At 72.0% G+C, this 13,593-nt stretch carries 13 protein-coding genes; 4 read left to right on the top strand and 9 right to left on the bottom strand.

What is annotated here, in order from left to right; translation table 11 throughout:
• Nucleotides 1-120: 120 nt before the first annotated feature.
• Nucleotides 121-564 carry a DUF6314 family protein gene (locus tag HJD23_RS34835; protein ID WP_171113506.1) on the top strand — a complete coding sequence of 148 codons (444 nt, stop codon included), beginning with the start codon at nt 121-123 and terminating at the stop codon, nt 562-564.
• Here HJD23_RS34835 and HJD23_RS34830 read toward each other — a convergent pair.
• From HJD23_RS34830 to HJD23_RS34820, 3 genes are all read right to left on the bottom strand, one after another.
• Complete coding sequence (locus HJD23_RS34830; RefSeq protein WP_171113504.1) at nt 546-1,139, bottom strand: histidine phosphatase family protein; 594 nt, start codon at nt 1,137-1,139, stop codon at nt 546-548. The genes HJD23_RS34835 and HJD23_RS34830 overlap by 19 nt on opposite strands.
• Before the next feature lie 103 nt (nt 1,140-1,242).
• Nucleotides 1,243-1,680, bottom strand: coding sequence for a GNAT family N-acetyltransferase (locus tag HJD23_RS34825; RefSeq protein WP_171113503.1), 438 nt, complete (start codon nt 1,678-1,680; stop codon nt 1,243-1,245).
• An 85-nt stretch (nt 1,681-1,765) separates the two neighbouring features.
• The gene (locus HJD23_RS34820; RefSeq protein ID WP_171113501.1) at nt 1,766-3,202 is read right to left on the bottom strand and encodes a PLP-dependent aminotransferase family protein; all 1,437 of its coding nucleotides are present in this window, start codon (nt 3,200-3,202) and stop codon (nt 1,766-1,768) included.
• On the opposite strand from HJD23_RS34820, the gene HJD23_RS34815 reads away from it, so the two are divergent.
• Nucleotides 3,201-4,115, top strand: a complete 915-nt coding sequence (locus tag HJD23_RS34815; protein ID WP_171113498.1) for a DMT family transporter — start codon at nt 3,201-3,203, stop codon at nt 4,113-4,115. The genes HJD23_RS34820 and HJD23_RS34815 overlap by 2 nt on opposite strands.
• Nucleotides 4,116-4,205: 90 nt before the next feature.
• Entirely contained in the window at nt 4,206-4,406 is a 201-nt protein-coding gene (locus HJD23_RS34810; protein ID WP_171113496.1) for a DUF1918 domain-containing protein, read from the top strand.
• 1 nt (nt 4,407) lies between these two features.
• On the opposite strand, the gene HJD23_RS34805 is transcribed toward HJD23_RS34810, so the two are convergent.
• Nucleotides 4,408-5,631 (bottom strand): family 10 glycosylhydrolase, encoded by a 1,224-nt coding sequence (locus HJD23_RS34805; RefSeq protein WP_171113494.1) that lies wholly within the window; start codon nt 5,629-5,631, stop codon nt 4,408-4,410.
• Nucleotides 5,632-5,801: 170 nt separating this feature from the next.
• Between HJD23_RS34805 and HJD23_RS34800 the strand changes: the two genes are divergently transcribed.
• On the top strand, nt 5,802-6,677 hold the full coding sequence (locus HJD23_RS34800; RefSeq protein ID WP_171113492.1) for a 3-hydroxybutyryl-CoA dehydrogenase: 876 nt from the start codon (nt 5,802-5,804) through the stop codon (nt 6,675-6,677).
• Here HJD23_RS34800 and HJD23_RS34795 read toward each other — a convergent pair whose 3' ends face one another.
• The 5 genes from HJD23_RS34795 to pheS all read right to left on the bottom strand — a co-directional run bounded on the left by HJD23_RS34795 (nt 6,678) and on the right by pheS (nt 13,573).
• The gene (locus HJD23_RS34795; RefSeq protein ID WP_171113490.1) at nt 6,678-7,220 is read right to left on the bottom strand and encodes an NUDIX hydrolase; all 543 of its coding nucleotides are present in this window, start codon (nt 7,218-7,220) and stop codon (nt 6,678-6,680) included. It lies immediately after the preceding gene.
• Nucleotides 7,221-7,275: 55 nt separating this feature from the next.
• Nucleotides 7,276-8,616: a transcriptional regulator gene (locus HJD23_RS34790; RefSeq protein ID WP_171113488.1), complete on the bottom strand. Its 1,341-nt coding sequence runs from the start codon at nt 8,614-8,616 to the stop codon at nt 7,276-7,278.
• 231 nt (nt 8,617-8,847) lie between these two features.
• Nucleotides 8,848-9,771, bottom strand: a complete 924-nt coding sequence (locus HJD23_RS34785) for a PP2C family protein-serine/threonine phosphatase (protein ID WP_171113486.1) — start codon at nt 9,769-9,771, stop codon at nt 8,848-8,850.
• 167 nt (nt 9,772-9,938) lie between these two features.
• On the bottom strand, nt 9,939-12,452 hold the full coding sequence (gene pheT, locus HJD23_RS34780; RefSeq protein WP_171113484.1) for a phenylalanine--tRNA ligase subunit beta: 2,514 nt from the start codon (nt 12,450-12,452) through the stop codon (nt 9,939-9,941).
• Nucleotides 12,452-13,573 (bottom strand): phenylalanine--tRNA ligase subunit alpha, encoded by a 1,122-nt coding sequence (gene pheS, locus HJD23_RS34775; RefSeq protein ID WP_171113482.1) that lies wholly within the window; start codon nt 13,571-13,573, stop codon nt 12,452-12,454. Before pheS ends, pheT begins: the two co-directional genes overlap by 1 nt.
• Between the last annotated feature and the right edge of the window lie 20 nt (nt 13,574-13,593).

The raw sequence follows: 13,593 nt of genomic DNA, 5'->3' as shown, positions 1-13,593 counted from the left end.
ACCTGGATGCGATGTTCGATATATCGGACATTGGTCAGCACTTCGAACGGCAAGATAGGGAGGGGGCGGGGGCGCGTCAATGGGTCGCGCAGCAACGGACCGGACGGAGAGCGGGACGGGATGGGCGAGTTCTGGCCAGTGCCGGATGTGCTGGGGTATCTGGCCGGGCGCTGGCGGGTGGAGCGGTCGGTGCGGGATCTCGCGAGTGGGGACGAGGGGCGGTTCGAGGGGACGACGGTCTTCCGGCCACTTCAGGGCGGCGGTCTGCTGCACGAGGAGTCCGGCACTTTCGTCTGGCGGGGCGAGTCCCGGCCGGCCGAGCGGACGCTGCGCTACCTGCCCGGACCGTCGCACGGCACGACGGAGGTCCGCTTCGCCGACGGCCGCCCCTTCCACGACCTCGACCTGACCACCGGCCGGCACGTCGCCGACCACCCCTGCTCAGCCGACCTCTACCGGGGCGAGTTCGCCGTCCGGGACGCGGACCACTGGCGGACGGTATGGCGGGTGCGCGGCCCGGCGAAGGACCTCGTCCTGACGACGGACTACACGCGCGAAGCCTGAGCCGGGCCGCTTTCGAAGCGCAGGTTCCAGCGGCCCGCGCGGCCCGCGACGGTGGTGGTGGACAGGGAGCAGACGTCGAGGCTCCAGAACGTCGAGGGCGGTGCCTTCAGGGCGTACACCAGGGCCGCGCGGATCACCGAGGGCTCGGCCACGGCGACGATCCGGCAGCCGTCCTCGACGGGACGGGTGTCGAGCCAGCCGCCGACGCGGGAGATGAAGGCGAGCAGTGACTCACCGCCGTGCGGTGTGGAGCGGGGGTCGGCGAGCCAGGCGTCCACCGCCTCCGGCTCCCGGGCCATCGCCTCCCCCAGCGTGAGCCCGCGCCAGCGGCCCATGTCGCAGTCGCGCAGGGCGAGTTGCGCCAGCGGGGCGTAGCCGAGGGCGTCGCCGGTGGCGCGGCTGCGGGGGGTGGGCGAGCAGTAGCGCAGCTCGGCCGCCGCGAGCGGCACCAGGTCGCGGGCGACGCGCTGCACCTCGTCCCAGCCCGCCTGGTCCAGCGGCCGGTCGTCCTCGAAGCGTTCCGCGAGCAGCGAGGCGCTGCGCGCGGCGGCGACGAATGTGACCCGAAGTGCCATGCGGGGATCGTGTGCCCGGAGAGTGGGCAGGTCAAGAGGTGTTACGGCTGAGTTATGGATGCGCCGCGAATCCTTACCGGAAGGTCAGGATCAGCCGGACAACTCACTCGAAATACAGCGCCATCCATTCCTCCGGCCGCTCCAGCGGGGCGAACCCGAGCTTCTCGTACACGCCGTGCGCATCGTGCGTGGCCAGCAGGATGCGACGCAGCCCGTGCGGCCGCAGATGCTCCCGCACGGCCTCGACGAGCGCCGTGCCGATGCCCTTGCCGCGCACCGACGGATCGACATACACGTCGCAGAGCCACGCGAAGGTCGCCAGATCGGTCACGACCCGCGCATACGCGACCTGCTCCCTCGAAACGCTGTCATACACCCCGAAGTTGAGCGAACCGGCCATCGCCCGCTCATGCTTCTCGCGGGGCCGCCCCATCGCCCAGTACGCGTCGGTGGACAGCCACCGGTGCACCCGCTCGGCGTCGACGCGGTCGGGGTCGGTGGAGATCTCGTAGCCCTCGGCGAGGGGCGGCAGGTCGGTCATGGCGGGATGCTCGCAGGTCGGGCGCACGGCCGTCGACGGATTATCCGAGGACCTCTTGTCCGAGGACCTCTTATCCAAGGACCTCTTATCCGAGGACCTCGGCACAGGCGGTACGCAGCCGCCGTACCCCCTCCGTGATCTCCCCCTCCCCCGCCACCGCCGCGAAGCTCAGGCGGACGTGGCCCGCCGGGGGCTCGGCGCTGAAGTAGGGGCGGCCGGGCGCGAGGGCCACGCCCGCGCGGAGGGCGGCCGCGGTGAAGGCGGGCTCGTCGGTGCCGTCGGGGAGGCGGAGCCAGAGGTGGTAGCCGCCCGAGGGGATGTGCGGGAGGGTGAGTTCGGGCAGGTGCAGGCCGAGCGCCGCCGTCATCGCGTCTCTGCGGGCCTTCAGTTCCGTCGAGACCGTGCGCAGATGGCGGGGCCAGGCGGGCGAGCCGACCAGCTCCAGGGCCGCCTCCTGCAGCGGCCTGGGCACGAAGAAGGTGTCGACCACCTGGATGGCCCGCAGCCGCTCCAGCACCGGCCCGCGCGCGGCCAGGGCGCTCACCCGGAAGCTGGGCGAGGTCACCTTGGTGAGCGAGCAGACGTGCACCACCACGCCGTCCGGGTCGTCGGCGGCCAGCGGACGCGGCAGCGGCCCGGCGTCCGCGTGCACCAGCCGTCGTACGAAGTCGTCCTCGATCACGAACGCCCCGGCCGCCCGCGCGATGCGCAGCACCTCACCGCGCCGCTGCGGGGCGAGGACCGCGCCGGTCGGGTTCTGGAAGAGGGGCTGGCAGACGAAGACCCGCGCCCCGGTGGCCCGGAACGCGTCGGCGAGCAGCGCCGGCTTCACGCCGTCCGCGTCCACCGGCACCGGCACGGGGCGCAGGCCCGCCGCGCGGGCGATCGCCAGCATGCCCGGGTACGTCGGCGACTCCACCAGCACCGGCGCGCCGGGCGGGGCGAGCGCGCGCAGGGCCGTCGTCAGTGCCGACTGGCCACCCGAGGTGATCAGCACCTCGGCGGCCGTGACGGTGTCGCCGATGTTGCGCGCGAACCACTCGCGCAGCTCCGGCAGCCCCTCCAGCGGCGGCCGCCCCCACGCGCCCGGACGCCGGCCCGCCCGGGACAGCGCCGCCGCCATGGCCTTCTCCGGCTGGAGCGACGGATGCAGATAGCCGCCGTTGAACTCGATCACCCCCGGCGGCGGCACGGCGAGCGAGACGGTGACCCCGGAGGCGTCCACGGTGCGCGGTACGAGTTCGGCGGCGCTGTCCGCGCTGAGCGTCACCTCCTGCCACGAGGTGTCGCCCACGGGAGCGCCCCCGGTACGCGGCCGCGCCCGGAACGCGCCGGCGCCCGGCCGGGTCACCACCAGACCTTCGGCGGCGAGTTGGGCGAGGGCCCGGGAGACGGTCACCGGGCTCACCCGGAACCGTTCCACGAGTGCCCGGCTGGACGGGAGCTTTCCACCCGGAGAGTAGTGGTCGAGCTCCCTTCGTAGTTGGTTTGCCAGTTCCCCGACGCTGCTACTCTGCTGCATGAGAACAGAGAGTAGCGCTATCACACTGACCGGGATAGCAGTCAGCGGTGCGCCGAAGCCCACCCTGGGCACCCTCCAGGCCGCCCTGGGCGTCACCGTCTTCTCGCTCACCTTCCCGGCCACCGCGTGGGGCCTGGAGGGCTTCGGGCCCTGGTCGCTGGTCGCCGTGCGCACCGTGCTCGCGGCACTGATCGCGGGCGTGTGTCTGCTGGCGCTGCGCGTCCCGCTGCCCGCCCGGGAGCACTGGACGGGCCTCGCGGTCGTGGCCGGCGGCGTGGTCTTCGGTTTCCCGCTGCTCACCACGCTCGCCCTGCAGACGTCGACCACCGCCCACGCCGCCGTCGTGGTCGGCCTGCTGCCGCTGACGACCGCGCTGCTGTCCGCCCTGCGCGTCGGCAGCCGCCCCTCCCGCACCTTCTGGGCGGCGGCGCTGGTGGGCGCGGCCGCGGTGCTGGCGTTCACGATCCAGCAGAGCGGCGGCGCCCTGACCACCGCCGACCTGTATCTCTTCGCGGCGCTGCTGGTGTGCGCCGCCGGCTACACCGAGGGCGGGCGGCTGGCGCGGGTCATGCCGGGCTGGCAGGTGATCGGCTGGGCGCTGGTGCTGTGTCTGCCGCTCACCGTGCCCGCCACCGCGCTGGCGCTGTCGTACGAGCCCGTGCAGCTCACTTTGCACAGCGTGACCGGTGTGCTGTGGGTCGCGGCGGGCTCGCAGTTCCTGGGTCTGGTCGTCTGGTACCGGGGTATGGCGGCCATCGGCATCCCCAAGGCCAGCCAGTTGCAGTTGGCCCAGCCGCTGCTCACACTGGTGTGGTCGGTGCTGCTGCTGGGCGAGCACCTGACAGTGGCCGCCCCGTTGACGGCCGCGGCCGTGCTCGTCTGCATCGCCGTCACGCAACGGGCGCGAGGCTGAGCGGGGTTCCGCGCCGGTACCGACCGGCGCTGTCCGCCGTAGACTCAAAGCCACGGACCGCTGCTCCCGCACATCGTGAGGAGGCCCCAGATGCGCGCAAGCGTGGGCGACCAGCTTGTCCAGCACGGCAGGGTGGTCGGACAGCACGACAAGGTCGGCGAGATCGTCGAAGTGCTGGGCCAGAAGGGCGAACCCCCGTACCGCGTCCGCTTCCAGGACGGGCACGAGGGGCTGTGCTCACCGGGCCCCGACACCGAGATCCGGCACAGGGAAACCACACCCGGGCAGTGATTCAGCGCGGGGGTGTCGCCGGCCGCTGGTAGTGGTCGGCGACCACCCGCGCCATGGCCCCGAAGTCGTCCGCCGCCACCTCCTTGGCGGCGAAGTAGACGTGCCCGCGTACTTCCGGGTGGTCCCGGGCGTACGTCAGATGCCGGGACAGCTCGGCCGGGTCCTGCCAGGCTGCGGCCTGCGCCGGGTCACCGGCCCTGTAGAGCGCCTCCCCCACGTACAGCTGTGTTTGGGTGCCCCGCGCCACCTCGGCCCACCAGGGCACGAGCTTGGCGTAGTCGGCGGCGGAGTTGCCGATGTGCCAGTACAGCTGCGGGCAGATGTAGTCGATCCAGTTCTCCCGCACCCACCTGCGGGTGTCCGCGTAGATCTCGTCGTACGACTGCAGCGCCCGCGTGTCCGAGCCGCGCGGGTCGGTGGAGGCGTTGCGCCACACCCCGAAGGGGCTGATCCCGAAGCGGGTGCCGGGGCGGATCTGCTTGATGCGGGCCGCCATGTCGCGCACCAGCCGGTTGATGTTGTCCCGCCGCCAGTCGGCGCGGTTGGAGAAGGCGCCGCCGTGGGTGTCGTAGGCCTCGTTGTCGTCGAAGGCGTGGCCTGCGATCGGGTACGGGTAGAAGTAGTCGTCGAAGTGGACGGCGTCGATCGGGTACTTCGCCACCGCGTCCAGCATCGCGTCCTGCACGAAGGTGCGGACCTCCGGCAGCCCCGGGTTGTAGTAGAGCTTCCCGCCGTACGGCACCACCCAGTCGGGGTGCCGCCGGGCCGGGTGGGAGGCGATGAGGCGGCTCGGGTCGGGGTGCACGGCGACGCGCAGCGGGTTGAACCAGGCGTGCAGCTGAAGTCCGCGGGCGTGCGCCTCGGCGACGGCCGTGCCGAGCGGGTCCCAGCCGGGGTCGCGGCCCTGGGTGCCGGTGAGGTACTGCGACCACGGCTCGTACGGCGACGGCCACAGCGCGTCGGCCGTCGGCCGCACCTGGAGGATCACCGTGTTCAGACGGCGCCGGGTCGCCGTGTCGAGGTGGGCGAGCAGCTCGGCGCGTTGCTGTGCGGCGGTCAGGCCGGTGCGCGACGGCCAGTCCCGGTTGGTGACGGTGGCCAGCCACACCCCCCGCATCTCGGTGGTGGCGTTCTCCCGCCGCGCGGGGGCCGCGCCCGCGTCGCCCGTCATCGCCAGCGTCGACAGTGCGGCCAGCGCGAACGCCCGACGTGACAGCCGTCCCATGGACAAACCCCCAGTACGCTGCGGATCCACTCGGTCACGGATCGTCTCCGCGGCACAGCATGCCCGGCCCCGGACGATCGATCATCGATACTTACGGGTAACGTGCACGAACGGAGCAGGCACCGAACCCGGCGGACCTGCCGGAGCCGGAGAACAGCGAAGGGGACGATGTGACGGGCATCCCAGCGGGAGATATCGCGCGCGTCGGAGTGGTGGGCTGCGGCCAGATGGGGGCGGGCATCGCCGAGGTGTGCGCCCGCGCCGGACTGGACGTGAAGGTCGCCGAGACCACCGGCGAGGCCCTGGAGATCGGCCGTACCCGGCTGTTCAACTCCCTGTCCAAGGCGGCCGAGCGCGGCAAGATCAGCGAGGCGGAGCTGGCGGCGACGCAGGCGCGCCTGAGCTTCACCACCGACCTCGGCGAGTTCGCCGACCGCGACCTGGTGATCGAGGCCGTCGTCGAGAACGAGCAGGTCAAGACCGAGATCTTCCAGGTGCTCGACCAGGTGGTGACGCGTCCGGACGCCATCCTGGCCTCGAACACCTCCTCCATCCCGCTGGTGAAGCTGGCGGTCGCCACCTCGCGCCCCGACCAGGTCATCGGCATCCACTTCTTCAACCCGGCACCGGTGCAGCAGCTGGTCGAGCTGATCCCGGCGCTGACCACCTCCGAGGGCACGCTCGGCCGGGCCCAGCTGTTCGCCGAGAAGACGCTGGGCAAGCACAGCATCCGCGCCCAGGACCGCTCCGGCTTCGTGGTCAACGCGCTGCTGATCCCCTACCTGCTCTCCGCGATCCGGATGTTCGAGTCGGGCATCGCCAGCCGCGAGGACATCGACAACGGCATGGAACTCGGCTGCGCCCACCCGATGGGCCCGCTGAAGCTGTCCGACCTGATCGGGCTGGACACGGTGGCCTCGGTGGCGCAGAGCATGTACGAGGAGTACAAGGAGCCGCTGTACGCCGCTCCCCCGCTGCTCCAGCGGATGGTCGACGCGGGGCGGCTGGGCCGCAAGAGCGGCTCGGGTTTCTACACGTACGGCTGATCACGGGGCGTCCTGGCCGAGCCTGAGGTGGTGCAGTAAGAGGAGCGCGGCCGCCATGTTGGCGGCCGGCACCTCGCCGCGGGCGACGAGGTCGGGGACCACCTTGAGGGGGACCCACTCGCGGCGGTCCGACTCGAAGTCGTCCACGGGGTGTCCGACGTACTCGCCCTCGTCGGACCAGTAGATGTGGTGCCGGGCGTCGGTGAGGCCGTTGGACGGTTCGACGCTCATGAGGTGGTGCAGCGGCCCCGGCCGCCAGCCCGTCTCCTCCTCCAGTTCCCTGGCGGCCGCGCGGGCGATGTCCTCGCCGTCCTCGACGACCCCCGCGGCCAGTTCCCACCCCCAGCTGTCGGTGATGAAACGGTGCCGCCACAGCAGGAGGACCTCGTTGGCCTCGTTGACCACCGTGGCCACCGCGACCGGCCGCAGCCGTATCAGGAAGTGGTCGAGATGCCGTCCGTCCGGCAGCTCCACGTCTGCGAGGTTGACGCTGAACCAGCGGTTTTCATACACAGTTTGTTCGTTCTGTTTCGTCCACTGCACGGTTCTGCCACCTTCCGTCGAGTAAGTGGCAATATCCCAGCAGGGACCAGGCAACCTACAGCGGTACGCGCAGTGCTCCGTCGATGAGTTCGGCGGCCTCGGCCGTGCCCGCGCCGCCGCTGCGGGCCAGATGCTCACGTACCGCGCGGAGTCGGTCGCGCAGCCGCTGGGACTCCATGCCGCGGGCCTGCTCGGCCATCCGCACCGCGGTGGCCACCGCCTTCTCCGCGTTGCCCTGGCGCAGTTCGATGGTGCTGAGCATGGCGAGCCGGTGCACCCGGCCCCGGTCGTGCGCCGGGGTGTCCACGGCGGCCGCGGCGTGCTCCCCGGCGGCGGCCAGCTCACCGAGGCTCAGCAGCGCCTCCGCCACCTGGACGTTGACCAGGCCCGGCTGGACATAGCCGGTCTCGTCGGGTTCGTACCCGCGCCGGATGCGTTCGGCGGCCTGCTCGGCCCGCCGGATGCAGGACAGGGCACTCGTGCCGTCGCCGAGGTGGGCGTACGCCTTCGCCTGCATCGCGTACAGATCGGAGGCGAGGGCCGGGGTGATGTGCTTGCCGGCGGCGCGCAGCGCGGCCTCGGCGAAGGCGACGGCCTGGCGGTACTCCCGCATGAACAGCGACTGGTTGACCAGCAGCGCGATCACATACGCGCCAAGTCCGCGGTCGCCGCTGGCCTTGGCGAGCCGGAGCGCCTGGTGGAAGTAGCGCTGGGCGAGGCCGTGCGCGTCGGAGTCGTACGCGCAGATGCCCGCGATCGCCACCAACCCGCCCGTGGCCCGGTGCAGTTGGCGTCCCGTGGCATCGGTGTAGCTGCCGCGCAGCAGCGGCGCGGCCTCGGCGTTGAGGAAGCCGACGATCCGGGCGCGGGTCGCGACGCCGCCGGCCTTGCGGTACATCTGCTCGTAGTGGGCGCGGGCGGCGCGCAGCGTCTCGATGTCGGCCGGGGTGACCCGGTGCCGGCCGCCGCGGGAGACGTCCACGTCCTCGGGCGGGTTCTCCCACTCCCACACCGGCATCACGGCGGGCGTCCCGGTCACCGCGGGCGCGCCGAGCACGTGCGGGCGCTGCTGTTCGTCGGAGCGCCACAGGGCGGTGGCGCGTTCGACGAACCCGGACAGCGAGCCGGCGTGCGCGGTGGCGGGCCGGCCCGGGACGCCGAGGCCGATGTCGTCGAGGGTGACGGGCCGGTGCAGGCGGGCGGCGAGCACCTCGCAGATCAGGTCGGGCACCTGCCCGCGCGGCCGCTGGCCCTTCAACCACCGCGCCACGGCGGTGTGTTCGTAGCGCAGCGCGAGCCCGCGTGCGCGTCCGGCCTGGTTCACATGGGCCGCGAGACCGGCGTGCGACATCCCCGCCTCGTCCAGGATCGCGTCGAGCAGAGTGTTGGGCTGCATGGAAGGCCCCCCGGATGGCTCGGTGTCGACAGCGTAGTGAATCCGGCTTCACACGGGGTGTGAACGGAATGCGCGAATCCGCGCTGTGTGCGCGATGTTGCGGAGAGTTTCCAACCGGTTGACTGAAATGCCTCGAAAGAGGCCGACCGGGCCGCCGGCTCCCCCTCGTACAGTGCGGCGGCCCGGCCGGGGGCTCGGCCCTGCCGGGGGCTGGGCGGGGGGACCGTGGGGCTAGCGGTGCGTTGTCGGGTGCGGGTGCGGTGTGGCTGGTCGCGCAGTTCCCCGCGCCCCTGGAGGGCGTCTTAGGTGGCGTTCGTTGCGTAGTACCAGGAGGGCTACGTCATCGCGTGGGCTGCCGCTGGTATGTCGTAACAGGCGTGTGAATACGGTGGCCAGGACCGCCTGCGGGGACAGGGGGCCGTCTCGCAGCGCATCCCTCAGCACGTCCGGCAGTGGGAAGAACCGGCCCTGCACGTCCCGGGCGTCCTCGGCGCCGTCCGTGTAGAAGAACAGGGCCTCGCCTGGGCGCAGTTCGCCGTGGCGTACGGCGGGCAGGTCGGCCGGGAGCGGGAACGGGCCGAGCGGCGGCAGCGGCTCGGCGCGGGCAAGGGCCTCGACGCCGGTCTCGCGCAGCCAGTACGGCCAGGGGTGCCCGCAGTTGAGCGCCCGTACCTCGCCGTCCCCGGCGATCTCCAGCAACAGGACGGTGACGAACTCCTCGGCCTGCTCCGCCCGCGCACCCTCGCGCAGATGCCGGGCGAGGGCGCGATCGAGTCTGCGCAGTACCCGGCCGAGTTCCGGCTCGTCGTGCACGGCCTCGCGGAAGCTGCCCAGCACGGCCGCGACCGTCCCGATCGCGTCCAGCCCGTGCCCCCGTACGTCGCCCATCACGACCCGCACACCGTGCTCGGTGGCGATGACCTCGTACAGATCACCCCCGATGGAGGAACCACGGTCGGCGGACAGCTGGGCCGCGGCGACGTTCAGCCCGTCGATGCGCGGGGGCAGCGGCCGTAACAGCACGCTCTGTGCGGCACCCGCGACCCGGCGGGCCTGCCTCAGCTCGCGCAGCAGTGTCCGGCGGACATGGAGGACGAGCCCGGTGCCGACGGCGAAAAACACGGCGGGCAGCCCGAGGGCCCTGATACGGATCATGCCGGTGGCCCCCCATGTAGGCCGTGACAGCGCAGACCGGCCCCGAAAGGCCGGTCCGATTCTGTCCACGAGATGGCCCGGTAGGACCAGATCACCGGGAACATCCCACCCGAACGAGTGAGGTGCCCGATGGGGGGTGTGGGGGGCATGCCCCACACACGAGGCGATCAACCCCTCAGAACCGCCCCCGTACGCTCGCCCGCAAGGGCAACCGCAGCGTCCCGAGCCGCCGAAGCCTCATCAACGGTCAGCGTCCGATCCCCCGCGCGGAAGCGCAACGCATATGCCAGCGACTTCTTCCCGTCACCGAGCTGCTCGTCATTGACATACACGTCGAACAACCGGATGCCTTCAAGGAGTTCACCCGCCCCCTCCCGCAGCGCGGCCTCGACCTCCGCGGCCGGCACCGGCTTGTCCACCACGAGGGCGACATCCTGCGTCGCGACCGGGAACGTGGAGATGCTCGGCGCCTGCGGCACCCCGTCCCCGACCTGCTCCAGGGCATCGAGGTCGAGCTCCATCGCACAGGTACGGGCAGGCAGACCCAGCGCCTTGAGCACCCTCGGGTGCAGCTCCCCGGCGTGGCCGACAACCCGCTCCGCACCGTCGACGGTGATCGCCAGCTCGGCGCACCGACCCGGGTGCCAAGGCCCGTACTGCCCGGCCCGCACGGTCAGTTCGGCCCCGGCCTCACGGGCGACGAGCCGCGCCGCCTCGACCGCGTCGGCCCACCCGGCCGGACGGCCACCGCCCCACCAGCCGGCCTGCTCACGCGCACCGGCGAGGACCACGGCGACGTGCCGGGGCTGCCCGGGCAGCACAGCGTTCAGCGCGGCGATCTCCTCATCGGTGGGACGGCGATCGACCGGCAGATGCCCGGCGACGCCCTGCTCCTCACGCGGGTGGAAGACCAGGCCCGTCTCGAACAACGCGAGATCGTGCGAACCGCGCCCGTCATTGCGCCGCAAGGCACCGAGCAGGCCCGGCAGCAGCGTCGTACGAAGGGCGGGCTCCTCGTCGTTGAGCGGGTTGACCAGCTTGACCACGCGACGGGCGGGGTCGGCGGCGTCGAGGCCGAGCTGGTCGAAGATCTGCTCGCTGATGAAGGGGTAGTTGGGCGCCTCGACGTACCCGGCACCGGCCAGCGCCCGCCCGACGCGGCGGTGCAGCCGCTGCCGGTGGGTCAGGCCCCGGCCCGACGGGGGCTTGGGCAGCGTGGACGGCAGGTTCTCGTAGCCCTCCAGGCGGATGACCTCTTCGGCGAGGTCGTTCTGCTCCAGGAGGTCGGGCCGCCAGGACGGGACGGTGACGATCAGCTCGTCCTGCCCGTACACGTCACAGCCGATCTGCTGCAGCCGCCGTACGACGGTCTCGCGGCCGTACTCGACGCCCGCGACCCTGTCCGGGTGGTCGGCCGGGACGGTGATGGTGTGCGGCGCGGAGGGGGTCACGACCTCGGTGACACCGGCGTCGGCGGTGCCGCCCGCGAGCAGCACCAGCAGGTCGACCGTGCGCTGCGCGGCGGCGGACGCGGCCTGCGGGTCGACGCCCCGCTCGAAGCGGCGGGAGGCCTCGGAGGACAGCTTGTGGCGGCGGGCCGTGCGCGCGATGGACACCGCGTCGAAGTGCGCGGCCTCGATCACGACGTCGGACGTGGCGCCCTCGGTGTCCTCGTGATCGGCGATCTCGGTGTTGGCGCCGCCCATGACGCCCGCGAGGCCGATGGGACCGCGGTCGTCGGTGATGACCAGGTCCTCGGCGTGCAGCTTCCGCTCGACGCCGTCGAGGGTGACGATCTTCTCGCCCTCCTCCGCCCGGCGCACGCCGATCGTGCCCTGGACCAGCCCCCGGTCGTAGGCGTGCAGCGGCTGGCCGAGCTCCATCATCACGTAGTTGGTGACGTCGACGGCGAGCGAGATCGGTCGCATGCCGACCTTCTGCAGCCGGCGCTTCAGCCAGATCGGGGAGCGGGCCTCGGGGTGCAGGCCGGACACCGTGCGGGCGGTGAAGCGGTCGCAGCCCATCGGCTCGGAGACCTTCACCGGGTAGCCGTAGGCGTTCGGCGCCGGTACGTCGAGCAGCGCCGGGTCGCGCAGCGGCAGGCCGTAGGCGATGGCGGCCTCGCGGGCGACGCCGCGGATGGACAGGCAGTCGCCGCGGTTGGCGGTGACGGCGATGTCCAGCACCTCGTCGACCAGCTCCAGCAGCTCGATCGCGTCCTTGCCGACCTCGGTCTCCGGCGGCAGCACGATGATGCCGTGCGTGCCGTCGTCGCCCATGCCCAGCTCGCCGCTGGAGCAGATCATGCCGTGCGAGACGCGGCCGTAGGTCTTGCGCGCTGCGATCGCGAAGCCGCCGGGCAGCACGGCGCCCGGGAGGACGACCACGACCTTGTCGCCGACCTGGAAGTTCCGGGCGCCGCAGATGAGCTCCTGGGGCTCGCCGGTGCCGTTGGCCTGGCCGACGTCGACGGTGCAGAAGCGGATCGGCTTCTTGAACTCCGTCAGCTCCTCGATGGTGAGCACCTGGCCGACGACCAACGGGCCCTTGAGGCCGTCGCCGAGCTGCTCGACGGTCTCGACCTCCAGACCGGCCGAAATGAGCTTGGCCTGCACGTCACGACCGGTCTCCGTCTCCGGCAGGTCGACGTACTCCCGCAGCCAAGAAAGCGGGACCCGCATCAGATCTCCATCCCGAACGGCCGGGTGAACCGGACGTCACCCTCGACCATGTCTCGCATGTCCTCGACGTTGTGGCGGAACATCAGCATCCGCTCGATGCCGAACCCGAAGGCGAAGCCGCTGTACTTCTCCGGGTCGACGCCGCAGGCGGTGAGCACCCGCGGGTTGACCATGCCGCAGCCGCCCAGCTCGATCCAGCCCTCGCTGGAGCAGGTGCGGCAGGGCCGGTCGGGATTGCCGACGGACTCGCCGCGGCAGACGTAGCACACCATGTCCATCTCGGCGGACGGCTCGGTGAACGGGAAGAAGTTCGGCCGCAGCCGGGTCTTCATGCCCTCGCCGAACAGCGACTGGACCATGTGGTCGAGCGTGCCCTTGAGGTCGGCCATGGTCAGGCCCTCGTCGACGGCGAGCAGCTCGACCTGGTGGAAGACCGGGGTGTGCGTGGCGTCCAGCTCGTCGGTGCGGTACACGCGGCCCGGGCAGATGACGTACACCGGCAGCTCGCGGTCGAGCAGGGAGCGGATCTGCACGGGCGAGGTGTGGGTGCGCAGGACGACGCCGGACTCGCTGCCGCCGCCCCGGCCCTGCACGAAGAAGGTGTCGGCCTCGCCGCGGGCCGGGTGGTCCGGGCCGATGTTGAGGGCGTCGAAGTTGAACCACTCGGCCTCGACCTCGGGGCCCTCGGCGACCTCGTAGCCCATGGCCACGAAGATGTCCTCGATGCGCTCGGACAGCGTGGCCAGCGGGTGGCGGGCGCCGGCCGGTACGCGGTCGTACGGCAGCGTGACGTCCACCGCCTCCTCGACCAGCACCCGGGCGTCCCGCTCGGCCTCCAGCTCGGTCTGGCGGGCGGCCAGGGCCTTGTTGACGGCGCCCCGGGCCTGGCCCACGCGCTTGCCGGCCTCGGCCTTGGCGTGCGGGGGCAGGGCGCCGATCTCGCGGTTGGCCAGCGCCAGCGGGGAGGTGCCGCCGGTGTGGGCGACCTTGGCCTCCTGGAGCGCGTCGAGGGAGTCCGCGGCGGCGAAGGCGGCGAGCGCCTCGTCCCGCATGCGCTCGATCTCTTCCGGTTTCAACGCCTCGACCTCGACAGGGTCGTACGACTTATTCGGTGCCGACATCTCTTCCCGTGCTTCCGATT

The sequence above is a fragment of the Streptomyces sp. Z423-1 genome (genome assembly GCF_013009255.1).
Taxonomy (GTDB): domain Bacteria; phylum Actinomycetota; class Actinomycetes; order Streptomycetales; family Streptomycetaceae; genus Streptomyces; species Streptomyces gossypiisoli.
This window is presented reverse-complemented; position numbering and strand designations above follow the sequence as displayed.

Bases quoted from the DNA above. Each gene is read 5' to 3' on its own strand.
- HJD23_RS34835 (WP_171113506.1), top strand. From the start codon at position 121: ATGGGCGAGTTCTGGCCAGTGCCGGATGTGCTGGGGTATCTGGCCGGG.
- HJD23_RS34830 (WP_171113504.1), bottom strand. From the start codon at position 1,139: ATGGCACTTCGGGTCACATTCGTCGCCGCCGCGCGCAGCGCCTCGCTG.
- HJD23_RS34825 (WP_171113503.1), bottom strand. From the start codon at position 1,680: ATGACCGACCTGCCGCCCCTCGCCGAGGGCTACGAGATCTCCACCGAC.
- HJD23_RS34815 (WP_171113498.1), top strand. From the start codon at position 3,201: ATGAGAACAGAGAGTAGCGCTATCACACTGACCGGGATAGCAGTCAGC.
- HJD23_RS34820 (WP_171113501.1), bottom strand. From the start codon at position 3,202: ATGCAGCAGAGTAGCAGCGTCGGGGAACTGGCAAACCAACTACGAAGG.
- HJD23_RS34810 (WP_171113496.1), top strand. From the start codon at position 4,206: ATGCGCGCAAGCGTGGGCGACCAGCTTGTCCAGCACGGCAGGGTGGTC.
- HJD23_RS34805 (WP_171113494.1), bottom strand. From the start codon at position 5,631: ATGGGACGGCTGTCACGTCGGGCGTTCGCGCTGGCCGCACTGTCGACG.
- HJD23_RS34790 (WP_171113488.1), bottom strand. From the start codon at position 8,616: ATGCAGCCCAACACTCTGCTCGACGCGATCCTGGACGAGGCGGGGATG.
- HJD23_RS34785 (WP_171113486.1), bottom strand. From the start codon at position 9,771: ATGATCCGTATCAGGGCCCTCGGGCTGCCCGCCGTGTTTTTCGCCGTC.
- pheT (WP_171113484.1), bottom strand. From the start codon at position 12,452: ATGCGGGTCCCGCTTTCTTGGCTGCGGGAGTACGTCGACCTGCCGGAG.
- pheS (WP_171113482.1), bottom strand. From the start codon at position 13,573: ATGTCGGCACCGAATAAGTCGTACGACCCTGTCGAGGTCGAGGCGTTG.